20 protein-coding genes, 1 tRNA gene and 1 pseudogene are annotated in these 25525 nt (G+C 63.6%); 9 read left to right on the top strand and 13 right to left on the bottom strand.

The window, feature by feature from the left end; translation table 11 throughout:
* Window positions 1–112 precede the first annotated feature (112 nt).
* A complete protein-coding gene (locus GIB19_RS19510; RefSeq protein ID WP_027596632.1) occupies window positions 113–2041 on the bottom strand; it encodes an ATP-binding cassette domain-containing protein in 1929 nt (642 codons plus the stop codon).
* 220 nt (window positions 2042–2261) lie between these two features.
* Between GIB19_RS19510 and GIB19_RS19505 the strand changes: the two genes are divergently transcribed.
* Window positions 2262–4190, top strand: coding sequence for a transglycosylase SLT domain-containing protein (locus GIB19_RS19505; RefSeq protein ID WP_027596633.1), 1929 nt, complete (start codon window positions 2262–2264; stop codon window positions 4188–4190).
* A 100-nt stretch (window positions 4191–4290) separates the two neighbouring features.
* Here GIB19_RS19505 and GIB19_RS19500 read toward each other — a convergent pair whose 3' ends face one another.
* Together GIB19_RS19500 and GIB19_RS19495 are read right to left on the bottom strand one after the other, a co-directional pair.
* Window positions 4291–5091, bottom strand: coding sequence for an MOSC domain-containing protein (locus GIB19_RS19500; protein ID WP_274887711.1), 801 nt, complete (start codon window positions 5089–5091; stop codon window positions 4291–4293).
* Between the two features lie 55 nt (window positions 5092–5146).
* Window positions 5147–6082: a chemotaxis protein CheV gene (locus GIB19_RS19495; RefSeq protein ID WP_099453380.1), complete on the bottom strand. Its 936-nt coding sequence runs from the start codon at window positions 6080–6082 to the stop codon at window positions 5147–5149.
* Window positions 6083–6432: 350 nt separating this feature from the next.
* Here GIB19_RS19495 and GIB19_RS19490 point away from each other — a divergent pair, with 350 nt between their 5' ends.
* From GIB19_RS19490 to GIB19_RS19480, 3 genes are all read left to right on the top strand, one after another.
* Window positions 6433–6939, top strand: a complete 507-nt coding sequence (locus tag GIB19_RS19490) for a histidine kinase (protein ID WP_265970328.1) — start codon at window positions 6433–6435, stop codon at window positions 6937–6939.
* A 371-nt stretch (window positions 6940–7310) separates the two neighbouring features.
* Window positions 7311–8207 carry a sensor histidine kinase gene (locus GIB19_RS19485; protein ID WP_274887710.1) on the top strand — a complete coding sequence of 299 codons (897 nt, stop codon included), beginning with the start codon at window positions 7311–7313 and terminating at the stop codon, window positions 8205–8207.
* Window positions 8197–8856: a response regulator gene (locus GIB19_RS19480; protein WP_085274205.1), complete on the top strand. Its 660-nt coding sequence runs from the start codon at window positions 8197–8199 to the stop codon at window positions 8854–8856. The genes GIB19_RS19485 and GIB19_RS19480 overlap by 11 nt, the downstream gene beginning before the upstream one ends.
* Here the strand turns inward: GIB19_RS19480 and yegS are convergent.
* On the bottom strand, window positions 8840–9727 hold the full coding sequence (yegS, locus tag GIB19_RS19475; protein WP_274887708.1) for a lipid kinase YegS: 888 nt from the start codon (window positions 9725–9727) through the stop codon (window positions 8840–8842). The two genes, GIB19_RS19480 and yegS, sit on opposite strands and share 17 nt — an antisense overlap.
* Before the next feature lie 314 nt (window positions 9728–10041).
* Here yegS and GIB19_RS19470 point away from each other — a divergent pair, with 314 nt between their 5' ends.
* Window positions 10042–11289 (top strand): glycosyltransferase family 4 protein, encoded by a 1248-nt coding sequence (locus tag GIB19_RS19470; protein ID WP_027596639.1) that lies wholly within the window; start codon window positions 10042–10044, stop codon window positions 11287–11289.
* On the opposite strand, the gene GIB19_RS19465 is transcribed toward GIB19_RS19470, so the two are convergent.
* Entirely contained in the window at window positions 11278–12465 is a 1188-nt protein-coding gene (locus GIB19_RS19465; RefSeq protein WP_172960421.1) for a molybdopterin molybdotransferase MoeA, read from the bottom strand. The two genes, GIB19_RS19470 and GIB19_RS19465, sit on opposite strands and share 12 nt — an antisense overlap.
* Window positions 12466–12487: 22 nt before the next feature.
* Window positions 12488–13027, bottom strand: a complete 540-nt coding sequence (gene moaB / locus GIB19_RS19460; RefSeq protein ID WP_027596641.1) for a molybdenum cofactor biosynthesis protein B — start codon at window positions 13025–13027, stop codon at window positions 12488–12490.
* Between the two features lie 185 nt (window positions 13028–13212).
* Between moaB and GIB19_RS19455 the strand changes: the two genes are divergently transcribed.
* Window positions 13213–13434: a YgdI/YgdR family lipoprotein gene (locus GIB19_RS19455; RefSeq protein ID WP_027596642.1), complete on the top strand. Its 222-nt coding sequence runs from the start codon at window positions 13213–13215 to the stop codon at window positions 13432–13434.
* A gap of 81 nt (window positions 13435–13515) precedes the next feature.
* Window positions 13516–13592: transfer RNA gene (locus tag GIB19_RS19450), tRNA-Pro, on the top strand.
* Window positions 13593–13997: 405 nt separating this feature from the next.
* Here GIB19_RS19450 and mqo read toward each other — a convergent pair.
* The 4 genes and pseudogenes from mqo to GIB19_RS19435 all read right to left on the bottom strand — a co-directional run bounded on the left by mqo (window position 13998) and on the right by GIB19_RS19435 (window position 19519).
* Entirely contained in the window at window positions 13998–15566 is a 1569-nt protein-coding gene (mqo, locus tag GIB19_RS19445) for a malate dehydrogenase (quinone) (protein WP_274887707.1), read from the bottom strand.
* A 378-nt stretch (window positions 15567–15944) separates the two neighbouring features.
* Entirely contained in the window at window positions 15945–16649 is a 705-nt protein-coding gene (locus GIB19_RS28495) for a methyl-accepting chemotaxis protein (protein ID WP_374707402.1), read from the bottom strand.
* 228 nt (window positions 16650–16877) lie between these two features.
* Window positions 16878–16988, bottom strand: a pseudogene (locus tag GIB19_RS28490) (hypothetical protein); the annotation flags it as partial.
* Between the two features lie 767 nt (window positions 16989–17755).
* Window positions 17756–19519 carry an ABC transporter transmembrane domain-containing protein gene (locus GIB19_RS19435; protein WP_274887705.1) on the bottom strand — a complete coding sequence of 588 codons (1764 nt, stop codon included), beginning with the start codon at window positions 19517–19519 and terminating at the stop codon, window positions 17756–17758.
* A gap of 211 nt (window positions 19520–19730) precedes the next feature.
* On the opposite strand from GIB19_RS19435, the gene GIB19_RS19430 reads away from it, so the two are divergent.
* Entirely contained in the window at window positions 19731–19904 is a 174-nt protein-coding gene (locus GIB19_RS19430; RefSeq protein ID WP_172960377.1) for a PA1571 family protein, read from the top strand.
* Between the two features lie 53 nt (window positions 19905–19957).
* Here the strand turns inward: GIB19_RS19430 and pdxB are convergent, their stop codons facing one another.
* The 3 genes from pdxB to rlmM form a co-directional block, all read right to left on the bottom strand.
* On the bottom strand, window positions 19958–21100 hold the full coding sequence (gene pdxB / locus GIB19_RS19425) for a 4-phosphoerythronate dehydrogenase PdxB (RefSeq protein ID WP_274887704.1): 1143 nt from the start codon (window positions 21098–21100) through the stop codon (window positions 19958–19960).
* A gap of 60 nt (window positions 21101–21160) precedes the next feature.
* The gene (tusA, locus tag GIB19_RS19420) at window positions 21161–21403 is read right to left on the bottom strand and encodes a sulfurtransferase TusA (RefSeq protein WP_027596647.1); all 243 of its coding nucleotides are present in this window, start codon (window positions 21401–21403) and stop codon (window positions 21161–21163) included.
* Between the two features lie 74 nt (window positions 21404–21477).
* On the bottom strand, window positions 21478–22542 hold the full coding sequence (rlmM, locus tag GIB19_RS19415) for a 23S rRNA (cytidine(2498)-2'-O)-methyltransferase RlmM (RefSeq protein ID WP_027596648.1): 1065 nt from the start codon (window positions 22540–22542) through the stop codon (window positions 21478–21480).
* Window positions 22543–22764: 222 nt separating this feature from the next.
* Here rlmM and acnA point away from each other — a divergent pair, with 222 nt between their 5' ends.
* Window positions 22765–25509 (top strand): aconitate hydratase AcnA, encoded by a 2745-nt coding sequence (acnA, locus tag GIB19_RS19410; protein WP_274887702.1) that lies wholly within the window; start codon window positions 22765–22767, stop codon window positions 25507–25509.
* The last annotated feature ends 16 nt before the right edge of the window (window positions 25510–25525 follow it).

Below are 25525 nucleotides of genomic sequence, written 5' to 3'. Positions count from 1 at the left end.
CTCTTCGCGGGGCAAGCCCGCTCCCACAGGTACGCCACAGGCCTTGAGGTATGTGGCGATCCTGTGGGAGCGGGCTTGCCCCGCGAAGAGGCCGGCTCAGGTTAACCGCTGATCAGCCTTCCAGCTCAGCCCAGCGCTCTACCAGCACATCCAGCTCGCCTTGCAGCTTCTCGATCTGCGCCAGCACCGCCGAAGTCTCGGCGATTGGCCGCTGATAGAAGCCCGCCGCATTCACTTCTTCCTGCGCCTCAGCCATGCGCTGTTCGATCGCATCGATCTGCCCAGGCAACATCTCCAGCTCACGCTGCAGTTTGTAGCTGAGTTTCTTCTTCGAGGCGTCGGCCACGGCTGCCGCTGGCGCAGGTGCAGCTTGCACGTCCTGCTTCTCCACCACCGCGCTGTTAAGCTCGGACTTGCCGCCCTTGCTTTCGGTCACGCCCAGCAGCTTCGGCGAACCGCCCTGACGGATCCAGTCCTCATAGCCACCGACATACTCGCGTACCTTGCCCTCGCCTTCGAACACCAGGGTGCTGGTGACGACGTTGTCGAGGAAGGCCCGGTCGTGGCTGACCATCAGCACGGTGCCCTTGTAGTTGGACAGCACCTCTTCGAGCAACTCTAGGGTTTCCACGTCCAAGTCGTTGGTCGGTTCGTCGAGCACCAGCAGGTTGGCCGGTTTGCTGAACAGTTTGGCCAACAGCAGGCGCGCACGCTCGCCACCCGACAGCGCCTTGACCGGCGTACGGGCACGCTGGGGGCTGAACAGGAAGTCGCCCAGGTAGCTGAGCACGTGGCGGTTCTGGCCATCGATCTCGATGAAATCGCGGCCTTCGGCCAGGTTGTCGATCACGGTCTTTTCCAGATCGAGCTGATGGCGCATCTGGTCGAAGTAGGCCACTTCCAGCTTGGTGCCACGCTCGACCTTGCCCGAGATAGGCTCCAGGTCACCGAGCATCATCTTGAGCAAGGTGGTCTTGCCGGTACCGTTGGCACCCAGCAGGCCGATACGGTCCTGACGCTGCAGGACCATGGAGAAGTCCTTGACCAGCATCGGGCCGTCGGCATGGGCGAAGCTGATATTTTCCAGCACCATGACCTGCTTGCCGGACTTGTCCGCCGCCTCGATCTGGATGTTCGCCTTGCCCTGACGCTCACGGCGCTCGCCGCGCTCGACGCGCAAGGCCTTGAGGGCACGTACGCGCCCTTCGTTACGGGTACGCCGGGCCTTGATGCCCTGGCGGATCCACACTTCTTCCTGGGCCAGGCGCTTGTCGAACAGCGCGTTGGCGGTTTCCTCGGCGGCCAGGGCGGCTTCTTTGTGCACCAGGAAGCTGGCGTAATCGCCGTTCCAGTCGATCAGCCCGCCGCGGTCCAGTTCGAGGATGCGAGTGGCCAGATTCTGCAGGAAGGACCGGTCGTGGGTGATGAACAGTACCGCGCCATTGAACCCGCGCAGCGCCTCTTCAAGCCAGGCGATCGCACCGATGTCCAAGTGGTTGGTCGGCTCGTCGAGCAGCAGCAGGTCAGGCTCCGACACCAGCGCCTGGGCCAGCAGCACGCGGCGGCGCCAGCCACCGGACAGCTCGGCCAGGGTCTTGTCGGCAGGCAGCTGCAGACGGCTCAGGGTGCTTTCCACCACCTGCTGCAGGCGCCAGCCGTCACGGGCTTCGAGTTCGTGCTGAACGTGCATGAGTTTTTCCAGGTCTTCGTCGCCCTGGATGTTCTGGCTCAGGTGATGGAACTCGGCCAGCAACGCGCCAACGCCATCAAGGCCCTCGGCCACCACATCGAACACGCTGCGCTCGTCGGCCAGCGGCAATTCCTGCGGCAGCTCGCCAATCTTCAGGCCCGGAGCGCGCCAGATCTCGCCGTCGTCGCCCTTCTGCTCGCCCTTGACCAGGCGCAGCATGCTCGACTTGCCGGTGCCGTTGCGGCCGATGATGCACACCCGCTCGCCACGAGCGATCTGCCAGGACACTTTGTCCAGCAGCGGCATGGCGCCGAATGCGAGGGACACATCGCTGAATTTGAGCAGGGTCATGTTGGTCTCCATAAATCGGGCGCGCATTCTACCTGACTTGGGCCCCCACGGCATTAAGTTGACCACCCGGTGAGGGCTTTACGACATCTGGTCGAACATAATGTCTTGATACAAGCGCTGTGCTTTCATCTGCCGCCGGCAAACGGCTAAGCTAAGGCATAGCTTCCAACAGTGCTGGCTTCGCCGTCACTTCCCCATGGTTCAACTGCCCGGACGTATCATGCGCAGCCGCCTGTTACAGATTGCATCCTGCTTGCTGCTTACCGCCGCCACCGCCAGCGCGGCGCAGGCCCTCGACCTCACTCAACAGCGCCAGTACTACGACGAGGCCAAGCGCGCCCTGGCCAAGGGCGACAAAGGCCCGTACCTGCGCTATGCCCAGCAATTGCGTGATTACCCGCTGACGCCCTACCTGACCTACGACGAGCTGACCGCACGCCTGAAGAGCGCGAGCAACGAAGAAATCGAAGGGTTCCTGGCCAAACACGGCGACCTGCCCCAGGCCAACTGGATGAAACTGCGCTGGTTGCGCTGGCTGGCCGAGCGCGGCGAATGGAACACCTTCGTCAAGTACTACGACCCCAAGCTCAATTTCACCGAACTGGACTGCCTCAACGGCCAGTACCAGCTCAGCCACGGCCTGCGCGCCGAAGGCTATGCCACGGCCGATAAACTGTGGAATGTCGGCAAGTCGCAACCGGCGGCCTGTGACACGCTGTTCGGCATGTGGGCCGCCGAGGGCCAGTTGACCGAGGCCAAGCGCTGGAACCGCACCAAGCTGGCGGCCCAGGCGCGCAACTACGGCCTGGCCAACAACCTGGTCAAAACCCTGACCACCCTCGGCCCGCAAGGGCGCCTGCTGATCGATGTGGCACAGAAGCCCGAGCTGCTCAACCAGCCGTCGCGCTTCACCCCGGTCAACGAGGCCATGTCCGACGTGGTCAGCCTCGGCTTGCGCCGACTGGCCCGGCAGGACCCGGAGCGGGCCATGGCCCTGCTCGACGACTATGCCCAGCGCATGCACTTCTCGCGCGACGAGAAAGTCGCCATCGCCCGCGAGATCGGCCTGACCCTGGCGCGCCGCTACGACCCACGCGCGCTCGACCTGATGACCCGCTACGACCCCGAGCTGCGCGACAACACCGTCAGCGAATGGCGCCTGCGCCTGTTGCTGCGCCTGGGCCGCTGGGAAGATGCCTACGAGCTGACCAAGCGCCTGCCCCAGGACCTGGCCAGCAGCAACCGCTGGAAGTACTGGCAGGCACGCAGCCTCGAACTGGCCCAACCGAACAACCCGCAAATTCCACTGCTGTACAAGACCGTGGCGCGCGAGCGTGACTTCTATGGTTTCCTCGCTGCCGACCGTGCACAAACCCCCTACCAGCTGAACAACAAGCCCCTGGTGCTGAGCCAGCAGTTGGTCACTAAGGTGCGCAATACCCCGGGCATTCAACGTGCACTGGAATTCCATGCCCGCGGGCAGATCGTCGAAGGGCGCCGCGAGTGGTACCACGTCAGCCGCCACTTCACCCGTGACGAGATGGTCGCCCAGGCACGCCTGGCCTATGAACTGCGCTGGTACTTCCCGGCCATTCGGACCATCAGCCAGGCCCAGTACTGGGATGACCTGGACATCCGCTTCCCGATGGCCCACCGCGACACCCTGGTGCGCGAGGCCAAGGTCCGCGGCCTGCATTCAAGCTGGGTGTTCGCCATTACCCGTCAGGAAAGTGCCTTCATGGAAGATGCGCGCTCCAGCGTGGGTGCCAGCGGCTTGATGCAGCTGATGCCGGCCACCGCCAAGGAAACCGCGCGCAAGTTCAGCATCCCGCTGGCCTCGCCGGCGCAGGTGTTCAACCCCGACAAGAACATTCAGCTGGGGGCCGCGTACCTGAGCCAGGTGCACAGCCAATTCAATGGCAACCGGGTACTCGCTTCAGCGGCCTATAACGCCGGCCCCGGGCGGGTACGCCAGTGGCTCAAGGGCGCTAAACACCTGAGCTTCGATGTGTGGGTGGAATCGATCCCGTTCGACGAGACGCGCCAGTACGTACAGAACGTGCTGTCGTATTCGGTGATCTACGGGCAGAAGCTCAACTCGCCGCAGCCGCTGGTGGATTGGCACGAGCGCTACTTCGACGATATGTAAGCCACCCCTTGTAGGAGCAGCCTTGCGCTGCGAAGAGGCCGGTAAAAGCACCGAGGATCCAGGGTGTTTTTACCGGCCTCTTCGCAGCGCAAGGCTGCTCCTACAAGACTTCGACCTTCATCCCCACTTCCAGCACACCACTGCCATCCACCGCCAGGTTCTGCCCGAACAACACATCCCCTTCTTTCTCGCGGAACGTTTTGAGCGTGGTCATGGGCTCGCGGTCCGGGCTGCGTTCGCCGGTCCGTGGATCGATGGTGGTGAAAATGCACCGCACGCTGGGCTTGAGCACGCGAAACTCGAGGGTGCCGATACGAATCCGCTTCCAACCGTCCTCGGCGAACGGTTCTGCGCCCTGTACCACCAGGTTGGGCCTGAACCGCAGCATTTCCATGGGCCGACCAACACGCCGACTGAGCTCGTCCAACGACCCCTGGCCGATCAACAGCAGCGGAAAACCATCCGGAAACGCCGCACGGTCACTGTTCAAGCCATAACCATTGGGCAGGTAACGCGCCCGTTGCTCCGGGCAATACACCAACCGCACGTCCTTGCCCAGCAGCGCCGACAGCCAGCTCGCCGCCGCCTCGCCAGCATCGGGCACCCGCAGGGTGTCGCGCCAGATAGTCACGCCCCGCAAGTCATCGTCGGTAAGCGGTACAGGCACCCGCAACGGCACCTGCCCTGGGGCCTCCAGTAGCAACTGCCCAGCATCGTCATCGCTCGCCCTGAGCTGGCCGAGCTGTGGCCAGGCACGCTGGGTGAGGAAGCGGCCGTTTTCTGCCTCCACCACCATCCAGCGGCGGTCACCCAACAACCCCAACTGGCCGACCGGCGAAGCCTGCAGGCTTTGCGCCTGCCCCGACTTCACCGGGTATCGATACAACTCACTCAGAAACATCCCTGCCGCCTCGCGTCATTCGAAACGCCAAGCTTATACCCGGCAGGGCCAGGGATCACGCAGTAGCCGTATCCAGCAGCAGGCGCTGCTTGACCACCTCGACCAGGCGATCCGGCTGGAACTTGGACAGGAAGTTATCGCAGCCCACCTTCTTGACCATGGATTCGTTGAAACTGCCCGACAACGAGGTGTGCAGCACCACGTAGAGCTGACGCAAGCGGGCATCGCTACGGATCTCGGTGGTTAACCGGTAACCGTCCATCTCCGGCATTTCGGCGTCGGTGAACACCATCAGCAGCTTCTCGCACACATCCTCACCGGCGTCAGCCCAGCTTTTGAGCAGGCGCAGCGCCTTCAAGCCATCACTGGCCACGTGCAGCTTCATGCCCAGTTGCGACAGGGTGTCACGCAGCTGCGCCAAGGCAACGCTGGAGTCGTCCACCAGCAATACTTCACGGCCTCTGGCGCGGGCCAGCACGGGGTCGGCAAGCCGTTCGCCGGAGACCTTGGCGTTGTACGGCACGATTTCCGCCAGGACCTTCTCCACATCGATGACTTCGACCAGTTTCTCGTCGACCTTGGTGATGGCGGTCAGGTAGTGCTGGCGCCCGGCACTGGTCGGCGGCGGCATGATCGCTTCCCAGTTCATGTTGACGATGCGGTCGACGCCCCCCACCAGGAAGGCCTGCACCGAGCGGTTGTATTCCGTCACGATGATGGTGCTGTCCGGCCCGGGTTGCAGGGGCCGCATGCCGATCGCCTGGGACAGGTCGATCACCGGCAGGGTCTGCCCACGCAGGTTGACCACGCCGCAGACAAAGGCATGGCGCTGCGGCATCAAGGTCAGCTTGGGCAGTTGGAGCACCTCCTGCACCTTGAACACGTTGATCGCGAACAGCTGCCGACCTGCCAGGCGGAACATCAGAATTTCCAGGCGGTTCTCGCCCACCAATTGCGTGCGTTGGTCTACTGTGTCGAGAATGCCAGCCATTGGAAACCCCCAGGCTTGAGTCGGAAAAGTGTATTCATCCACCCTGTATCGGCGGGTTCACGCGCACCTTGACCCTTGCGGGAAAATGCCGCGAAGGTAATTGATATCACTTTACCATCATGCTTTACTGCGGGCACATCCAGGCTGGCCTGTGCCCGTTAGCACCTTGTTGCACCCTGGCCTCTCATCAGGGAAACCCTTAGATGCAATCGGGTGCAACCTGATGTTCGCGATATCCATTAGCCATTAATGTGACGCCATTCTCATTGCATGAATGGAGTCAGGCTTTTGTTCGCTACCGTATCGCCGTGCCCGCCCCTTGCCCGCGCCCAACGCGCCCGAGCGTCCTGATGGACAGTGCCTTATCGTTTGAAGGTGCGTTGCAAGACTTTCTGCTGGATGCGCAAGTCTTGCTGAGCCAGTCCCAGGAATGCCTGCAGCACCTGGAACTGATCGACAACGACGCAGACGCCTGCGGTTGCCTGAACACCGCCCTCGACACGCTCGCGAGGCGCGCCACCCGCCTGGACCTGCTCGAAGTTGCCCACTACGCCACCGTTCTGCAGCAATTGCTCGCACCGGCCTGCCAGCAGCAGCGCCTGCAACGTGAAGCCCTGCCCGCAACCGACGCTTGCCTGACCCTGCTGGCCTGGCAACTGGAGCTGATCGACCCGCGCACCGGGCAGCTGAACCTGGATACCGGCGAACAAATCACATTGCTCAATGAGCTGGCCAGCGTGCTCGATCAACCATTACCGCAAGCCTGTGCCGCCTGCGATGAGCGCGGCAGCCACTGCACTCACCCGCATACCGCCACGACGGCCGCCCAAGGCACGCACCCCCGCGTTTCACATTAACTAACAAAAGAGCAACTAAGGGCGTTGTTGGCCAAACTTGGAAGTTTCGCCAACTGTCGCCAGCACTGCGCGCGTGATTATTGCCCTAGTTACACTCGGCATGATTGACAGCCGAATAGCGGCTGGCACTTTGCTATTGACTTGAGTCGGACGAACGTGCCGAAACAGCCCGTAAACATGAGGTTTCAAAGCATTGCCCAACAGCGACCAACGCCGTGTGAAGTGTTACCATGCTCGCCAGCGACCGCCTGCAGCCGGCATCAAGGCTGATTGAGGACGTGCCCCGCAAAACATATAAAGTACTGCGCCAAAGCCTCTGCTAAGACTTGTGCAAGGCCTCCATCAGCAATACTTCAGTGGCTTTTCTATCTATGCTCCCACGCTTGAAGACTCTTCTGCGCTGCTGCTCCCGCACTGCCCTGCTGCGCTGGATGACGATCGTGCTGTGCGTGGCCTCCGTGGTCGCCAACCTGCTGCTGTACATGGCCGGCCAAGCGATACCGGCCAGCCTGTTGCTGCTGCAGGTCGCGGCGATGCTTGGCGTAGGCCTGCACGTGGGCCTGGGGGCCGGGTCGATCCGCCTGCACCCGGCGGAACTGGCCAAGCGCATGCTGATGGTGCAGGAAAGCGAGCGCCAGCACCTGGGCCGCGAACTGCATGACGACATCGGGCAACTGCTCACCGCAGCCAAGCTTCAGTTGCAATGGCTGCAACGGCGTATGCCCGATGAATTGCACAGCCACTGCGACACCCTGCGCACCACGCTCGACAACGCGCTGAGCAACGTGCGCGATGTCTGTGCCCTGCTCAACCCTCGGCAACTGGCCAGCCTGGGCCTTGAGGCCAGCCTGCGCGCGCACCTGCTGCGCACGCTGGAAAAAACCGATGTGCACTGGAGCCTGGTCTGCAATCAACGCCTGGGCGGCATTGACGAAGCCGTCGCCATGGCGGTGTTTCGCATCACCCAGGAAGCCGTGACCAACATGCTGCGCCATGCCCAGGCGCGCAATCTGTCGATCCGCCTGCAACGCAGCCCCGCAGGGCTTGCCTTGACCATTCAGGACGATGGCCGCGGCTTTGTTCCCGCCAGATACCCGGCCGAAGCAGGGCAACGCGGTTTGGCCGGCATGCAGGAACGGGTGACGGCCTTGCAGGGGCGTCTCGACATCACCAGCCAGCTTGGCGTGGGGACGCAGATCGAAGCGCTGTTCCCGTGGCCGCCACGCACCCAGGAACGCGCCAGGAGCTTTACCGCCCATGACCTGTAGACTGCTGTTGGTGGACGACCACTCGCTGATCCGCGCCGGGGTACGTGCACTGGTCTCCGACATCCCGGGCTACTGCGTGGCCGGTGAAGCCGATGACGGCAACCTGCTGCTCGAGCACGTGCGCAACCTGGCACCCGATATCGTCCTGCTGGACATTTCCATGCGCTCGACCAGCGGCCTCGATGCCCTGACACAGCTGCGCGCAAGCGGCAGCACCTGTAAGGTGCTGATCCTGTCGATGCACACCGACCCGGACCTGATCATGCGGGCCCTGGAAAGCGGCGCCCATGGCTACCTGCTCAAAGACACCAGCGCGACCGAGCTGGAGCAGGCCCTGTGTGCCCTGCGCAACGGCGAGCGCTACCTCAGCCCGGCGATCGCCCACACGGTCATCAACCAGGCGCTGCTGCATACCCAGCACCGCAAGCAACCGAACCGCGACCGCCACAACCTGACCGCACGCCAGCTGGAAATCCTTCGCCTGATCGTGCGCGGCAAATCCACCCGGGAGATCGCCAGTGGCTTGGGGCTCTCAATCAAGACCGTGGAAACCCACCGTTCGCAAATCATGAAACGCCTGCAGATTCACGATGTGGCGGGCCTGGTGCTGTACGCGGTGCGCGAAAAAATCATCAGCCTGGACGACTGAGCAACGGCGAGTCGACCGGCAAGTGCACCTGCAACGCGGCGGGCTTTGCCTCGAAGCGCAGGCTGTCGACCTGCAGCGGCTCACCGTCGAGGTTGATGTCCAGCCCCTGCGAACTCTTGATCTCAACCCAGGGCAGCCTGGCCCGGACAAACAACCCATCCCCGGCCAGCAGGTCGCGCAACGCCCCCACCACTTCCTGCGGCGCTGGCAGTATGGCGACATCCAGCAGGCCATCGTCTGCCAGCGCCTCCGGGCACAGTGCCTGCCCGCCGCCGGCTTGCCGGCCATTGCCAATGCCCAGCGCCAGCAGATCACCCTGCCAGTGGAAGTCGGGCCCCTGCAGCTCCACTGAGGCCGCCTGCAACTCGCTGAAGCGCGACAGCCCCGTGAACAGGTAGGCCGCAGCCCCCAGAACCTTTTTCAGGTCCTCCGAGGTGTTGGCCGTGACCTGGCTGCCGAAGCCGCCGGTGGCCATGTTGAGGAACAGCTGATCACCAACCTGGCCCAGGTCGATAGGCCGCGCCGGGGTGTTCAGCAGTGCCAGTGCGGCGTCCGGCTCCAGTGGCACGCCCGCAGCCTTGGCGAAATCATTGGCGGTGCCCAAAGGCAACAGCGCCAGGCTGGCCTGGGCCGCTGCCAAGCCCATGGCTTCAGCGACATCGCGCAGCGTACCATCGCCGCCGCCCGCGACAATATGGGTGTAGCCAGCGGCCAGCGCCTCGCCCACCAGGCGCTGAGCGTCCCCGGCTTCCCAGGTGACCCGCACATCCATCACCCAGCCGCTCTCGCGCATCGCCAGCACGGCACTGCGCAGCGCTTCGTTCATCGCCTGCTTGCCGTGCAGGATCAACATTGCCTTGCGCCCTTGCATCGCGCTTCTCCATGAAAAAATAGCTAACCCAGATCTCGACCACCGGCACACACCGATCGTTGCATGCCCAGCACAATAACACTGGATTTCACCCATTTTTTACACGCCCGCGAATGCACGGCTATGCTCAGGAAAGCCACCTTTGACAAGTATTTGACCCAGGTGAATAAATTTACCAAAGAGTCAAACTATTGACTTTTTATCACCTGATGTCTGCTCCACCGACAGCCATGGACGCGCCCCGGCAGCAGTGATCGGCTGACTGCCGACGGGCGCGTCTTTTTATCCGCGATCTGTTACGAGGGTTCCGGGTCATGCGCATTCTCTGGACACTGCCCTACTTACCCTGGCCGACCACCAGCGGCGGCAAGACTCGGCAATATCACCTGCTGCGCGAACTCGCCCAGCGTGGGCACCGGATCACCCTGTTGGTGCAGTCCAAGATCCCCCTGAACGATGCGGCCCGTGAAGCCCTTGAACCCTGGGTCGAGCGCCTGATCGTGTTGCCCAGGCGCGCCCTGCACAGCCCACTCAACCTGCTGGCTTCACCGATCATCGACTATCCCATGCGGGCGATCATCAATGGCTTGGCGCCCTGCCTGAGGCACCGCTTCGAGCAACTGCTGGACGAACCCTGGGACGTCATCCAGATCGAGCACAGCTACAGTTTCCAGCCGTTCGAAAAAGCCCTGCAGGCGCGCGGGCTGCCCTTCATGCTCAGCGAGCACACCCTGGAATCGGTGATGGGCGGCGCCTGCCATGACCGCCTGCCGCTGTGGCTGCGCCCGCTCAATGCATTCGACCGCTGGCGCTATCGGCGCTGGGAGCAACGGGTGCTGCGTCAACCCAGCGAAGTGGTGGCGGTCAGCAGCCACGACGCCGAACTGATCGCCCAGATCAGTGGGCGCCCGGTGAACGTGGTGGTCAGTGGCGTGGACTGCGACTTCTACCAGCACGTGCAACCGGCGTTGCACAGCCAGCGCCTGCTGTTTGTCGGCAACTTCGAATATGGCTCGAACCTTGAAGCCATCGAATGGGCGCTGGAAGAGATCATGCCGCAGGTGTGGATGAGTAACCCGGCCGTGCGCCTGGCCATAGCCGGCCACGCCCTGCCGGCCAGCTGGAAGCTGCATTGGAACGACCCACGCATCGAGTGGGTCGGCTACCGCCCCGACCTGCGCGAGCTGCAACGTCGCTCGGCACTGTTTTTCGCCCCGCTGCTGTATGGCGGAGGGTCCAAGGTGAAGCTGCTCGAGGCGATGGCTGCGGGGCTGCCGGTCATCACCACCAGCAAGGGTGTATCAGGGCTGGCCGTGAACAACGGCGAACACTACCTGGGCAGTGACGATGGTGACCAACTGGCCCTGCTGATCACCCAACTGCTCAACCAGCCTTGGCGCATGGCCCAATTGAGCGAAGCCGGCCGGCAATTCGCCCGCCAGCGTCACGATTGGAGTATTGCCGCCCAGCAATTGGAAAACGTGCACATGCGCCTCAACCAGGTGCAACCCGCCAGCGACACACCACTGGCGGGCGGCTGGCTTGGGCGCTCAACCAAGTAGCTCGCTGAAAGGGATGAACGGCACACTGTCGCCCTGCTTCGGCGTACTGCCTTCACGCACCTCGACCAAGCCCTCGGCCCAGGCCGCGCTGCGCAGCACGCCAGAGCTCTGGTTTTTGTAGATACGCACCTGGCCCTGCTCGATGCGTGCGCGCAGGTACTCGCGGCGCGTACCTGGCTTGGGCCAGTCGAAGCCCGCTGGCATGTCGAAGCGCAGCGGCGTGACATCAGCCACGCCCTGACGGCGCAACAGATACGGCCGGGTCAGCAACCCGAACGTGACCAGCGTGGACGCCGGGTTGCCCGGCAAACCAATCACCGGGACGCCACGAAAGTGCCCGAAGGTCAGCGGCTTGCCCGGTTTGATCGCCAGCTTCCACAAGGCCAACTCGCCGGCCTCGCGCAGGGCGGCACCCAGGTAATCAGCCTCGCCCACGGAAACGCCACCGGTGGACAGAATCAGGTCGACATCGCCCAATGCCGCCAGGCATTCACGGGTGCGCGCCAGGTCATCGGGCAAAATCCCCGCATCCCGCACCTCACAACCCAAGCGTTGCAGCCAGCTGACCAGCAAGCGGCGGTTGCTGTTGTAGATTTGCCCTGGCCCCAGGGGCAGGCCAGGCTCGATCAGCTCGTCACCGGTCGACAGCACTGCCACGCGCACTTTACGCACCACATCCAGACGGGCCTGGCCAAGGGTCGCGGCCAAGCCCAGCTCGATCGGGCCCAAGCGTGTGCCGGCGCTCATCACCTGCTCGCCCTGGCGTGTTTCCTGGCCTTGCGGACGAATGTTCTGGTCGACCTTCAGCGGCTCAAGGAAGCGCACCCGGCCGTCGTCAGCCACTTCGGCGTTTTCCTGCATTTCGACGCAGTCAGCGCCAGCCGGCACCGGCGCGCCGGTGAAGATGCGGGCACAGGTACCCGGCTGCAGCGGCTGCGGCGCATGGCCGGCGAAGATGCGCTGGCTGACCGGCAAGGGCTCACCCTGCCAATCCGCCAGGCGCAGGGCATAGCCGTCCATGGCGCTGTTCGGCCAGGGCGGCAGGTCGAGCGAGGCCACCAGGTCCCGCGCCAGCACGCGCCCCTCGGCGTCGGCCAGCGACACATTTTCGGTTTCCTGGATGGGTGCGGCTTCTGCCAAGGCCAGCAGCCGCGCCAGTGCATCTTCCACCGGCATCAGGGGCCGGGCTTGGACAGACTCAACCACGGCTTTCACAGGCCGCTGCCTGCTTCAGGTGGGGCACGAAATTGCACGGGCGATGGCGGGCATCGAGCTGCTCGGCCAGGATGCCGTCCCAACCGGTGCGTACCGCATTGGTCGAACCCGGCAGGCAGCACACCAGCGTGCCATTGGCCAGGCCAGCCAGGGCCCGCGATTGCACGGTGGAGGTGCCGATGTCGGCCACGGAAATCTGCCGGAACAGCTCACCGAAACCGTCCACCTGCTTGTCCAGCAGGCAGGCCACGGCCTCCGGGGTGCTGTCGCGGCCGGTGAACCCAGTACCGCCGGTGATCAATACCACCTGCACTGCGTCATCGGCGATCCAGGTCGCGACCTGGGCGCGGATCTTGTACAGGTCGTCCTTGAGCAATACCCGCGATGCCAACTGGTGGCCGGCCGCAGTCAGGCGATCGACGAACAGCTGACCGGAGGTGTCATTGTCGAAGGTGCGCGTGTCGCTGACCGTCAACACGGCGATGTTCAGGGGCACGAAGGGGGTATCTGCCTTGGCTTTCATGGGGGTCCGTCACAAGAAGATGGGATGGCGCATTTATAACACAGCACCCCCTGATACAACCTCGTGCCCCTATGGCTTGCCCTTGGTCAATACCCTGGCTTTACCGCTATGCTGCACTGGAAAGGAACTTGCGTGGACGCCCTGCGTCTTAAAGTCATCTAGCACTGTCGCACTGGAGAAACACGATGATTCAACGGACCCTTCCCGCCTTCCTGCTTGCCTTGGGCCTGGGCGCGCTCGCCGGCTGCGCATCGCCGACCGTCATTACCCTGAATGATGGCCGCGAGATCCAGGCAGTGGACACCCCGTCCTTTGACGAGGACTCTGGTTTCTACGAATTCGAGCAACTCGATGGCAAGCGTACGCGCCTGAACAAAGACCAGATTCGTACCGTCAAAGAGCTGTGATTCAGCCGCCCTTTTTGGCAAACGCCCTTTTAACAACAAGGGCTTGCGTGCGAAAAAGGGATGCAGTAGGATTTCGTTCATCGGAGTGTAGCGCAGCCAGGTAGCGCGTCTCGTTCGGGACGAGAAGGCCGCAGGTTCGAATCCTGTCTCTCCGACCAAATCCTATTCAAAAAGCCCGCCTTGCGCGGGCTTTTTGTTGTGCGCGAAAAAATCCCCTGACCTGTAGGAGCAGCCTTGTGCTGCGAAGAGGCCGGCGCAGGCCTACCCATCAGTGGGTGCCTGTACCGGCCTCTTCGCAGCACAAGGCTGCTCCTACAGTCAGTGACGCGCAACGCTAGTTATTGCTCGGCTCAGCTTTTGCCCATAGCTGGGCACTATCTGCTTCAGCTTGGCCTGCCATTAGTTGTGCGTAAGAAATACCGCTGACCTGCAAAATACCGCCGACCTGTAGGAGCAGCCTTGTGCTGCGAAGAGGCCGGCGCAGGCCTACCCATCAGTGGGTGCCTGTACCGGCCTCTTCGCAGCACGAGGCTGCTCCTACAGTCAGTGGCGCGCAACGCTAGTTATTGCTCGGCTTGTACCGGCACATATAGCAGTTGCAGGCGCTCGCTGCTCCACGCCCGGGTCTGGTTGGTCAGCGCCAGGTCGTTGTTCAGCTTTTGCCCATAGCTGGGCACGATCTGCTTCAGCTTGGCCTGCCATTCTGGGGTCTTGAGGCGGTCCTTGAAGGTCTTCTCCAGCACGCTCAGCATGATCGGCGCGGCGGTCGAGGCACCCGGGGAAGCCCCCAGCAGTGCAGCAATGCTGCCATCCTGGGCGGCGACCACTTCAGTACCGAACTGCAGCACGCCACCGAGCACGGGGTCCTTCTTGATCACCTGCACGCGTTGACCGGCCTGCAGCAGCTTCCAGTCTGCGTTCTTGGCATTGGGGAAGTACTCGCGCAACGCATTCATGCGGTCATCGAAGCTGAGCATCAACTGCCCCATCAGGTAAGTGCTCAGGTCGATGTTGCCGATGCCGGCGTTCACCATGGGCAGCACGTTATGGCTGTTCAGCGAAGCGAACATGTCCAGCAGCGAGCCCTGCTTGAGGTACTTGGTGGAGAAGGTCGCGAACGGCCCGAACAGCAACACTTGCTTGCCGTCGATCATCCGGGTGTCCAGGTGCGGGACCGACATCGGCGGTGCGCCGACCGAGGCTTTGCCATACAACTTGGCCTGATGGCGTGCAACCAGGTCCGGGTTATCCGTCATGAGGAATTGGCCGCCCACCGGGAAGCCGGCATAGCCTTCGGCCTCGGGGATGCCCGATTTTTGCAGCAGCTTGAGCGCACCGCCCCCGGCACCGATGAAGACGAACCGGGCGTTGACTGCCACTTCGTGACCGCCCTTGGCCAGGTCGGCCACCACCACACGCCAGGTGCCATCGTCGTTGCGCACGATGTCACGCACTTCGTGGCTGAGGTTCAGGGTGACGTTGGGGTTGCGGGTCATCGACGCGAACAGTTGACGGGTGATCTCGCCGAAATTCACGTCGGTGCCGATCGCCATGCGCGTGGCGGCGACCTTCTGCGCAGGGTCGCGGCCTTCCATCACCAGCGGTGCCCAGTGGCGGATCTGCTCATGGTCTTCGCTGATTTCCATGCCTCGGAACAGCGAGCTGTGCTGCAGGGCATCGACGCGTTTGTGGAGGAAGGCAATGTTGTCGTCACCCCAGACGAAGCTCATGTGCGGCACATTGTTGATGAACGACTTCGGGTTGCTCAGCACGCCTTGCTCGACCTGGTAGGCCCAGAACTGCTTGGACACCTCGAACTGCTCGTTGACCCCCACGGCCTTGCTGATGTCGATGCTGCCATCCTTGCCGACACTGGTGTAGTTCAGCTCGCAAAACGCGGAGTGGCCGGTGCCGGCGTTGTTCCAGGCGTTGGAGCTTTCTTCGGCGACCTGGTCCAGGCGCTCGTAGACGTCGACCTTCCAGTTCGGCTCAAGCTCCGTGAGGTAAGTGCCCAGGCTTGCACTCATGATGCCGCCGCCAATCAGCAGGACGTCGACGGTCTTTTCCGGCTCCGCGGGTTTGGAGCAGCCGATGACGCTCAGGCAAAGGAGCGTCAGCAGTATTTTTTTCATTAGCTCAATCCAATTGATGTGAAGGATTGGCAGTCGTTGGCCCCGGCATGCACGCCCGGATGTTGTTGTTTTTTAGCTGGGTATTTCGCGGGATCGGGGCACGATCGCCTCGGGCCGTGGCCCGGGCGCGCTTAAGCAGGGAATGTGCCAACCTGTCTTAGACCAATGGCTAAGGGGTGAGGCAGCGGGTCGCATGGCGACAATCCGCCACACTTACGCCAGGTTCGCTACGTTGATGGCGGATTTCCCCGGGGCCGCTGCGCGCCCCATCGCCGGCAAGCCGGCTCCCACACCGGCACTGGATTGCTTGAGACTTGCGCCATACCTGTGGGAGCCGGCTTGCCGGCGATGGGGCGCGCAGCGGCCCTGAACAGCAGGTCAGGCCGTCAGCCGCGACGTCACTTCACCCAACTGCCCCGACAACCCATGCAAACGCTGCCCAGCCTGTTCGGTCTGCTGCACCGCTTCCTGGTTGGTGGTGGCGATGCGGGTGATCTCGATCAGGTTGCGCGAAATATCCTCGGCCACACTGGTCTGCTCCTCCGCCGCCGTGGCGATCTGCCGGTTCATGTCGCGGATGGCCTCCACCGCCAAGGTGATGCGCTGCAACATCTGCCCGGCCTGCTGGACCTGCTCGGCCCCCTCTTCGCTGCGCTGCTGGCCACTTTCGATGGCTTTGACCGCCTCCACCGCGCCCGACTGCACCGCCTCGATGATCTGGTTGATTTCGGCAATCGACGCGGCCGTGCGCTGGGCCAAACTGCGCACCTCGTCCGCCACCACCGCAAAGCCTCGTCCGGCCTCGCCCGCGCGGGCTGCTTCGATGGCCGCGTTGAGCGCCAGCAGGTTGGTCTGCTCGGCAATGCCACGGATGACTTCGAGCACCTTGCCGATCCGCGTACTGTCATGTTCCAGGTCGCGAATCACCGCCGCCGTGCCGGCGATTTCGCGGTTGACCACGCCAATGATGTCGATGGTCTGCTGCATCACCTGCTCACCAGCCTGTGCACTGTGGTCGGCATCATCGGCAGCGCGGGCGGCGTCGACGGCGTGGCGGGCCACTTCCTGGGCAGTGGCGGACATCTCATGCATGGCCGTCGCCACTTGGTCGGTGCGCTGGAACTGGTCATGCGTGCCGCGCGCCATGTCGGCGGCGATGCTGCGCAACTGGCCACTGGCGCCTTCCAGCTCTTGGGCGTTGTCCTGCAGCCGGCCGACGGTCTCGGCCAAAAAGTCACGCAGGGTATTGGCCGCCCGTGCCAAACGCCCCAGCTCATCCTCGCGGCGGCTGTCGACGCGGGCGCCGAAGCGGCCCTGGCTCAGTTGCGCGACATAGTCGATCAACTGGCGGATCGGTTCGATCAGGCTGCGGTTGATCAGCCACAGGCTGAGCAGGCCAACCAGTACCGCCGACGCCAGCATCACCAGCAGGCCCAGCCACACGGTGCGCTCGGCGCTGGCATTGATGGCCGCAGCCCGTTCACGGGCATCGCCGCGCAGTTGTTCGACCAGTTCGCTCATCTGCTCGCTGGCGGCACGGTCCACGCCCTTGACCGCCAGGTCGCCTGCTACCGGGTCGCCCCCTGCAGCAATAAACGCCTGGCGGCCCTGCGCATAGGCCTGGCCCAACTGCCGATGGCTATCCCGCAGCTGCTGCAAGGGTGCCTTGAGCCTAGTGTCACTGCTGTCGATCAATTGCCCCAGCAACTGCTGAACCTGCTGCTCGCGCGCCTGAAACTGCTGCCAATACTTGTCCAGCTCGGCGGGCTGGCGACCGCGTAACAGCACGTTCTTCCATTCCTGCACCTGGACCTTGAACTGCAGGTTGGCTTCATCGATCAATTGCGAAGCGCGCAGCGGGCCATCGACCAACTCGGCATAGCCACGCACGCTGGATGACAAAAACTGGAAACACACCAGGGCGATCAGCAGCATGGCCGCCAGGCTGCCTCCAAGCAGGGAGAGAATTTGCACTCTGAGGGATTTACGCAACATCGCGGATCTCAAGACCAGTAGGAAAGGAACAGCGCACACCGGCAGCGCTGGGAAAGACACTCCATGTCCTCGTAGGCTGGCGCGCAAAAAAAAGGCTGCCATCGTTCGATAGCAGCCAGCTTGAGCACTTGCGCAACAGTTGAGGCCAATAGTGTCAGGCAATTCCTACAGAAATGTTACAGAACCAAGACAGGCTAGCCTGTGGTGAACTGCAGCGAGGCCAGCCGGGCATACAGCGGGCTTTCTTCGATCAGCTGGCGATGTGTGCCAACTGCCACCACGCGCCCCTTGTCGATCACCGCGATGCGATCAGCGTGCTGCACCGTGGCCAGGCGGTGGGCGATCACCAGCGTGGTGCGACCGGCCATGAGGCTGGGCAAGGCTTGCTGGATCAGGTGTTCGCTTTGCGCGTCGAGGGCGCTGGTGGCCTCGTCCAGCAACAGGATCGGCGCATCTACCAGCAACGCACGGGCAATTGCCAAGCGCTGCCGCTGCCCGCCAGAAAGGCCAATGCCGCCCTCCCCCAGTTGCGTCTGGTAGCCCTGCGGCAACTGCTGGATAAACCCGTCGGCATGCGCACCACGGGCCGCAGCTTCGACTTCCGCCAGCGTTGCTTCTGGCCGGCCATAGCGAATGTTGGCCTCTACAGTGCCACGAAACAACGAAGGGTTCTGCGCCACCAGGGCGAACTGCCGGCGCAGCTCGGCGGGGTCGAGTTGGGTAATTGCCTGCCCGTCGAGCAGGATGCGCCCCTGCTGAGGGTCGTAAAACCGCAGCAGCAGGTCGAACAGGGTGGATTTGCCAGCGCCCGAAGGCCCGACCAGCGCCACGGTCTGCCCCGGCTCGATTGTCAGGCTCAGGCCGTCGATGGCAGCGACTGTGGGCCGTGACGGGTAGGCAAAGTGCACCTGCTGTAACTCGATATGCCCAGTCACACGGCCGTGCGGCAGCGAGGCCGCTACGTGGGGCGGCAGAATCGCACTGCGCGCCGCCAACAGCTCGGCAATGCGCTCGGCCGCGCCTGCGGCACGCTGCAGCTCGCCAATCACCTCGCTGAGGGTGCCGAACGCGCTGCCGACGATCAGGCTGTAGAACACGAAGGCGGCCAGTTCGCCTGCCGAAATACGCCCGGCGATCACGTCCATGCCACCGACCCAGAGCATGACGCCCACAGCGCCCAGTACCAGCACGATGACCAGGGTGATCAGCCAGGCGCGCTGGGCAATACGCTGCCTGGCCACGTTGAAGGCCGCCTCGACAGTACCCGCAAACAGCTCGCGATCGAGCGGTTGGTGGTTGTAGGCCTGGACGGTCTTGATCTGCCCGAGGGTCTCGGCCACGTAGCTGCCGACATCTGCCACGCGATCCTGGCTCTGCCGCGACAGGCTGCGCACACGACGGCCAAACAACAGGATCGGTGCTAGCACCAGTGGCAAGGCCACGACCACGATGCTGGTCAGCTTGGGGTTGGTGATAAACAGCAGCACCACGCCCCCGATCACCATCAAGGCATTGCGCAGGAACATCGACAGCGAAGAGCCGATCACCGACTGCAACAACGTGGTGTCGGCCGTCAGCCGCGACTGGATCTCAGAGCTGCGGTTGTCCTCGAAAAAGCCTGGGTGCAGGCCGACCAGATGATCGAACACCGCGCGGCGAATATCAGCCACACAGCGCTCGCCGATCCACGAGACCAGGTAGAAGCGGCTGAACGTCCCTACCGCCAGTGCCAACACCAGCAGCAGGAACAGGCCTATGGTCTGGTTGAGCTGGTGCGCGGAACGGGTCATGAAACCCTGGTCCACCAGCAGGCGAATGCCCTGCCCCATCGACAGCGTGATAGCAGCGGTGACCACCAAGGCCAGCAACGCCAGCAGCATCTGCCGGCGGTACGGGCGAACGAACTGCCAACTCAGGCGCAAAGCGCGACGTTGACCTGCAGAAACGGATTCGGGCATGGCGGCAACCAAAACGGCGAGGATGCAGCAGACTACCACTCATCGGCACGCGAGGAGCGCCCGAGGGTGGCTATAGCTTTTCGATCTAAACAGCCTCTGGAGCTTTAGCGCCGTTTCTGTTGGACTGTTTCTGCCGTGACGCCCAAGGGGCTGTCACTGGCCAGTCATCGCACAGGGTTACCCTGAGTTTGAACCTGATGAGGAGACCGATATGAGCTTGCAGCATGGCAGCGACACCGCAAAACCGCAGAACACCCCGCAACCTCAGGCGTGCGGTTCGATCATCGACGCCCAGGGGCGCGAGGTTCCGATCACCGAGCAGATGATCCAGAAAGCCTGCGAGAAGCTGGAACAAAGCCGGGTCGGAAAAGCCCAGAAGGGCTGATCGGCGAATTCATTACAACCCGGCGCGTGCGCCGGGTTTTTATTGCCCGTCACTCAGACCAACATCCCACCCAACGCACTGACCAACTGCGCCAGTTGCGGCGACTCGCCACGAATCCGCACCGCCAGCCCTTCGACCTCACGCCGCGGCGGATACTGCTTGCGCAACTGATCGAACGCCGCGCGCTGCTCGGCCGGGTCGTCGCTCAAGCTGCGGCGGAAGTCCGCGTCGTCACGGCGCGGGTCGTACACGGCGCGGCACAGGGTGGCCAAGGCCCAGGCCGGGTCGGTACTGGCATCGAGCTCGATCTGCGCCAGCGGCGGCTTGGGCAGCAGGTCGGCCAGGTTCACGCGCTCAGCTTGGCCGAGAAAACGGCACAGCGCCTGATAGATCTGCGCCGTGCCACGCTGCCGGCCATCAAGGCTGTAGCCGGCGATGTGCGGCGACGCCAGCGTGCACAGGTCGGCCAGTTGCAGGTCGACCTGCGGTTCGCCTTCCCACACATCGAGCACGGCGTGCACGTCTTCACGATCCAGCAGCAGCTCACGCAAGGCCGCGTTGTCCACCACCGGGCCACGGCTGGCGTTGATCAGCCACGCACCGGGGCGCAGCTGCGCCAGGTGCGCCTGGCCCAGCAGGTGCCAGGTAGGGTGCTCGCCGCCTCGCTGCAAGGGGGTGTGCAGGCTGATGACATCGCACTGTTCCAGCACCGTCTCGAGGCTGACGTAATCGCCCCCTTCGGCGGCCTGACGCAGCGGGTCACACACCAGCACCTTCCAGCCCAGGCCATGCAGTACACGCACCAGGCGGCCACCGACCTCCCCTGCGCCCACTACGCCATACGTGCGCGCGGGCAGCGCCACACCGTCCAGCTCGGCCAGGGTCAGCAGGCTGCCCAGCACGTAGTCCACCACACCGCGGGCATTACAGCCCGGCGCGCTGCTCCAGTGGATGCCCGCCTCGGCAAAGTAGTCCAGGTCGAGGTGGTCGGTGCCGATGGTGCAAGTGCCGACAAAACGCACCCGGCTGCCTTCGAGCAGCTGGCGGTCGACCTTGGTCACCGAACGCACCAGCAGTACGTCGGCGTCCTTGACGCTGGCGGCATCGAGGCTTCTGCCCGGATAGCGGCGGATCTCGCCGAAACCTTCAAAGAAGGCATCGAGCAGCGGAATGTTCTCGTCGGCAACTATCAGCATGGCGCTCTCCTGTCAGGGGAACGCAGTGTAGGCGCTACGCGCGGCGTGTTCCAGAGCGGCTCAGTCGGCTTTCTTGCGGATCCAGTACAGGAAGGTGCCCGCATCCTCTTGCTGCTGCAGCAGCTCGTGGCCGAGGAAGTTGCAGAACTTGGGGATATCGCGGCGGGTCGACGGGTCGGTGGCGATGACCTTGAGCAGGCCACCAGCAGCCAGGTCCCGGACGTGCTGGTGCAGCATCATCACAGGCTCCGGGCAGTTCAGGCCGGTGGCATCGAGGACGGCGTCGGGGGTGAAGTCAGTCATGGGTGGCTCCAAAAATGATCGTCATTGTCGCGCATCGTGCGGCGCGGACCAAGGGCCACGCGCCGCCCCTGCACTCAACGCGGCTTCAGGTCCAGCCTGCGCAGGTGGCAGGTCACTTCCTCACGGTCGTGATACAGCTGCTTGCAGGCGATCGAAACCCGGATCTTGCGCGCCTTGAACGTGGCTTCCATGCGGTCGAGCAGGCGCCGCACTTCGGCGTAACGCTGCTTCATCGGCAGTTTGAGGTTGACCACCGCCTCGCGGCACAGGCCTTCCCCCAGCCAGGTCTCGATAAGCGAAGTGGTCCGCGCCGGCTTCTCGACGATGTCGCAAACCATCCAGTCCACCGGCTGCTTCGGCTGCCAGGTAAACCCATCTGCCATCAGGTGCTGGACCAGCCCGGTGTCCATCAGGCTTTCGGCCATCGGGCCGTTGTCGATGGCGGTGACCAGCATGCCGCGGCGCACCAGCTGGTAGGTCCAGCCACCCGGCGAGGCGCCGAGATCGACCCCGGTCATGTCGTCGCCCAGGCGCTGCTCCCACTGCTCGCGGGGGATGAACTGGTGCCAGGCTTCTTCCAGCTTGAGGGTTGAACGGCTGGGCGCCTCACGGGGAAACTTCAGGCGCGGGATGCCCATCGGCCAGAGGGCGCTGTTGTTGCCTGCGGCCAGGCCTACAAACACACGCCGGCCGGTGATGAAGGTCAGCAACAGCCGCGGGCGGCTGGCGTCTTCGACCAGGCGGCCAGCCTTTTCCAGTGCCTTGCGCAGGGGCACTTCGAACTTGCGGCAGAACGTCGACAGTTCCTTGCCGTCGTTGCTGTCGAGCACTTCCAGCCACAGGCTGCCGAACACAGGCAGGTCGGCCAGGTGCTCCAGCAACACGCTGATGCGGTCGCTCTCTGGCAACTCGACATAACCGCCGCGGGCCCACTGACGCGGGAAAATCAGCTCAGCGAAGCGCAGTTCCCCCATCAGTCGCTCGGCGCCGTTAGCCTCGGTGCAGACAAACTCGGCGCTGGCGCTCTGCGGTTTGCCTTTGGCATAGCCGGCAACCCCCAGGCGGGCAGCGTGTTCGCTGATTTCGGCGCAGACCTCGCCCTCAAAACCGGGCCGGCAATGCATGAACAGGGTACTCATCTCTCACTCCACTACGGCGGGCGCGCAACAGGCGCCGGCAGGGCGGCGATAATAAAGGAAGTTCGGAACCTGCGACACGTCCCGCCGGTCCAGAAAAGGGTCAGCCAAGCCAAACCGGTCTAACCTGACCATTCAGCCAGGTCCGTACCGTGCGGATCGAAACAGAGCGGTGACACCGGCAAACACCCGATTTGCCGGGCACCGGCGCAGAAGGAGTTGGCAATGCCCTCGCTCGATAGCCTGAACACGCTCAAAACCCTCAAGGTCGATGACCTTACGTATCACTATTACAGCCTTACCGAGGCCGCCCGCCAGCTGGGCGACCTGCAACGCCTGCCCATGTCGCTGAAAGTGTTGCTGGAAAACCTGCTGCGCTGGGAGGACGGCAAGACCGTCACCGGCGACGACCTGCGCGCCATCGCCCAATGGCTGGAAGCGCGCCGCTCCGACCGGGAAATCCAGTACCGGCCGGCCAGGGTGCTGATGCAGGACTTCACCGGCGTGCCCGCCGTGGTCGACCTGGCCGCCATGCGTGCCGCCATGGCCAAGGCCGGTGGCGACCCGCAGCGGATCAACCCGCTGTCGCCGGTCGACCTGGTGATCGACCACTCGGTGATGGTCGACCGCTACGCCACCCCGGAGGCCTTCACCCAGAACGTCGACATCGAGATGCAGCGCAATGGCGAACGCTACGCCTTTTTGCGCTGGGGCCAGAACGCCTTCGACAACTTCCGCGTCGTGCCGCCGGGCACCGGCATCTGCCACCAGGTCAACTTGGAATACCTGGGCCGCACCGTCTGGACCCGCGACGAAGACGGCCGCACCTACGCCTTCCCAGACACCCTGGTCGGCACCGATTCGCACACCACCATGATCAACGGCCTGGGCGTGCTGGGCTGGGGCGTTGGCGGCATCGAGGCCGAGGCGGCCATGCTTGGCCAGCCGGTGTCGATGCTGATCCCGGAAGTGATCGGCTTCAAACTCACCGGCAAGCTGCGTGAAGGCATCACCGCCACCGACCTGGTGCTGACCGTGACGCAGATGCTGCGCAAGAAGGGCGTGGTGGGCAAGTTCGTCGAATTCTACGGCGACGGCCTGGCCGACCTGCCCCTGGCCGACCGCGCCACCATCGCCAACATGGCCCCCGAGTATGGCGCCACCTGCGGCTTCTTCCCGGTCGACGAGGTGACGCTCGACTACCTGCGGCTTTCGGGCCGCCCGAAGGCAACGGTGCAACTGGTCGAGCAGTACTGCAAGGCACAAGGCCTGTGGCGCCTGCCAGGCCAGGAACCGCAGTTCAGCGACACATTGGCGCTGGACATGGACGAGGTCGAGGCCAGCCTGGCCGGGCCCAAGCGCCCTCAGGACCGCGTCGCCCTGGGCCAGGTCAGCCAAGCGTTCAACCACTTCATCGAACTGCAGCCCAAGCCGCTGGCCAAGGAAGTCGGCCGCCTGGAAAGTGAAGGCGGCGGCGGTGTGGCGGTGGGCAACGCCGACCAGGCGGGCGAAATCGACTACAGCCACGCAGGCCAGACCCACACCCTGCGTGATGGCGCTGTGGTGATCGCCGCGATCACCTCGTGCACCAACACCTCCAACCCAAGCGTGATGATGGCCGCCGGGCTGGTGGCGAAAAAGGCCCTGGAAAAAGGCCTGCAGCGCAAACCTTGGGTCAAGAGCTCGCTGGCCCCTGGCTCCAAGGTGGTCACCGACTACTTCGAGGCCGCCGGGCTGACGCCGTACCTGAATGAGCTGGGCTTTGACCTGGTGGGCTATGGCTGCACCACTTGCATCGGCAACTCCGGCCCACTGGATGAGGCGATCGAGAAAGCCATCGGCAGCGCCGACCTGACCGTGGCCTCGGTGCTTTCGGGTAACCGTAACTTCGAGGGCCGCGTGCACCCGCTGGTGAAGACCAACTGGTTGGCGTCGCCGCCGCTGGTGGTGGCCTATGCCCTGGCCGGCAGTGTGCGCGTGGACCTTACCCGCGATTCACTAGGTACGGGCAAGGACGGCAAGCCGGTGTACCTGCGCGACATCTGGCCCAGCCAGCAGGAAATCGCCGCCGCCGTGGCCAAGGTCGACACTGCGATGTTCCACAAGGAGTACGCCGAAGTCTTCGAGGGCGATGCACAGTGGCAGGCCATCGAGGTGCCGCAAGCGGCCACCTACGTCTGGCAGGACGCGTCTACCTACATCCAGCACCCGCCGTTCTTCGACGGCATAGGCGGGCCACCGCCAGCGATCAAGGACATCCAAGGGGCACGCATCCTGGCCCTGCTGGGCGACTCGGTCACCACCGACCACATCTCCCCGGCCGGCAACATCAAGGCCGACAGCCCTGCCGGGCGCTACCTGCGCGACAAGGGTGTGGAGCCGCGGGACTTCAACTCCTACGGTTCGCGGCGGGGCAACCATGAGGTGATGATGCGCGGTACGTTCGCCAACATCCGTATCCGCAACGAGATGCTGGGGGGTGAAGAAGGCGGCAACACCTTGCACGTGCCCACTGGCGAGAAGCTGTCGATCTACGACGCGGCCATGCGTTACCAGCAGGAGGGCACCCCACTGGTGGTAATCGCCGGCCAGGAATACGGCACAGGTTCCAGCCGCGACTGGGCAGCCAAGGGTACCAACCTGCTGGGGGTCAAAGCGGTGTTGGCGGAAAGCTTCGAGCGCATTCACCGCTCCAACCTGGTGGGTATGGGCGTGCTGCCGCTACAGTTCAAGGCCGGCGACGACCGCAAGCAACTGGGGCTGACCGGCAAGGAGCGGATCGATGTGCTGGGTTTGAACGGTGCACACATCCACCCGGGTATGAGCCTGCCTTTGCGCATTACCCGCGAGGACGGGCAACAGGAACAGATCGAGGTGCTGTGCCGGATCGATACCCTGAATGAGGTGGAGTACTTCAAGGCGGGGGGGATCTTGCATTACGTGCTGCGGCAGCTGATTGCTGGAGGGTAGGTTTAGCCGTGGTTTA

Origin of the sequence: Pseudomonas sp. ITEM 17296, from assembly GCF_028895205.1 — a bacterium.
GTDB lineage: Bacteria > Pseudomonadota > Gammaproteobacteria > Pseudomonadales > Pseudomonadaceae > Aquipseudomonas > Aquipseudomonas kermanshahensis.
This window is presented reverse-complemented; position numbering and strand designations above follow the sequence as displayed.

Bases quoted from the DNA above. Each gene is read 5' to 3' on its own strand.
- GIB19_RS19510 (WP_027596632.1), bottom strand. From the start codon at position 2,041: ATGACCCTGCTCAAATTCAGCGATGTGTCCCTCGCATTCGGCGCCATG.
- GIB19_RS19505 (WP_027596633.1), top strand. From the start codon at position 2,262: ATGCGCAGCCGCCTGTTACAGATTGCATCCTGCTTGCTGCTTACCGCC.
- GIB19_RS19500 (WP_274887711.1), bottom strand. From the start codon at position 5,091: ATGTTTCTGAGTGAGTTGTATCGATACCCGGTGAAGTCGGGGCAGGCG.
- GIB19_RS19495 (WP_099453380.1), bottom strand. From the start codon at position 6,082: ATGGCTGGCATTCTCGACACAGTAGACCAACGCACGCAATTGGTGGGC.
- GIB19_RS19490 (WP_265970328.1), top strand. From the start codon at position 6,433: ATGGACAGTGCCTTATCGTTTGAAGGTGCGTTGCAAGACTTTCTGCTG.
- GIB19_RS19485 (WP_274887710.1), top strand. From the start codon at position 7,311: ATGCTCCCACGCTTGAAGACTCTTCTGCGCTGCTGCTCCCGCACTGCC.
- GIB19_RS19480 (WP_085274205.1), top strand. From the start codon at position 8,197: ATGACCTGTAGACTGCTGTTGGTGGACGACCACTCGCTGATCCGCGCC.
- yegS (WP_274887708.1), bottom strand. From the start codon at position 9,727: ATGCAAGGGCGCAAGGCAATGTTGATCCTGCACGGCAAGCAGGCGATG.
- GIB19_RS19470 (WP_027596639.1), top strand. From the start codon at position 10,042: ATGCGCATTCTCTGGACACTGCCCTACTTACCCTGGCCGACCACCAGC.
- GIB19_RS19465 (WP_172960421.1), bottom strand. From the start codon at position 12,465: ATGCCGGTGGAAGATGCACTGGCGCGGCTGCTGGCCTTGGCAGAAGCC.
- moaB (WP_027596641.1), bottom strand. From the start codon at position 13,027: ATGAAAGCCAAGGCAGATACCCCCTTCGTGCCCCTGAACATCGCCGTG.
- GIB19_RS19455 (WP_027596642.1), top strand. From the start codon at position 13,213: ATGATTCAACGGACCCTTCCCGCCTTCCTGCTTGCCTTGGGCCTGGGC.
- mqo (WP_274887707.1), bottom strand. From the start codon at position 15,566: ATGAAAAAAATACTGCTGACGCTCCTTTGCCTGAGCGTCATCGGCTGC.
- GIB19_RS28495 (WP_374707402.1), bottom strand. From the start codon at position 16,649: ATGTCCGCCACTGCCCAGGAAGTGGCCCGCCACGCCGTCGACGCCGCC.
- GIB19_RS19435 (WP_274887705.1), bottom strand. From the start codon at position 19,519: ATGCCCGAATCCGTTTCTGCAGGTCAACGTCGCGCTTTGCGCCTGAGT.
- GIB19_RS19430 (WP_172960377.1), top strand. From the start codon at position 19,731: ATGAGCTTGCAGCATGGCAGCGACACCGCAAAACCGCAGAACACCCCG.
- pdxB (WP_274887704.1), bottom strand. From the start codon at position 21,100: ATGCTGATAGTTGCCGACGAGAACATTCCGCTGCTCGATGCCTTCTTT.
- tusA (WP_027596647.1), bottom strand. From the start codon at position 21,403: ATGACTGACTTCACCCCCGACGCCGTCCTCGATGCCACCGGCCTGAAC.
- rlmM (WP_027596648.1), bottom strand. From the start codon at position 22,542: ATGAGTACCCTGTTCATGCATTGCCGGCCCGGTTTTGAGGGCGAGGTC.
- acnA (WP_274887702.1), top strand. From the start codon at position 22,765: ATGCCCTCGCTCGATAGCCTGAACACGCTCAAAACCCTCAAGGTCGAT.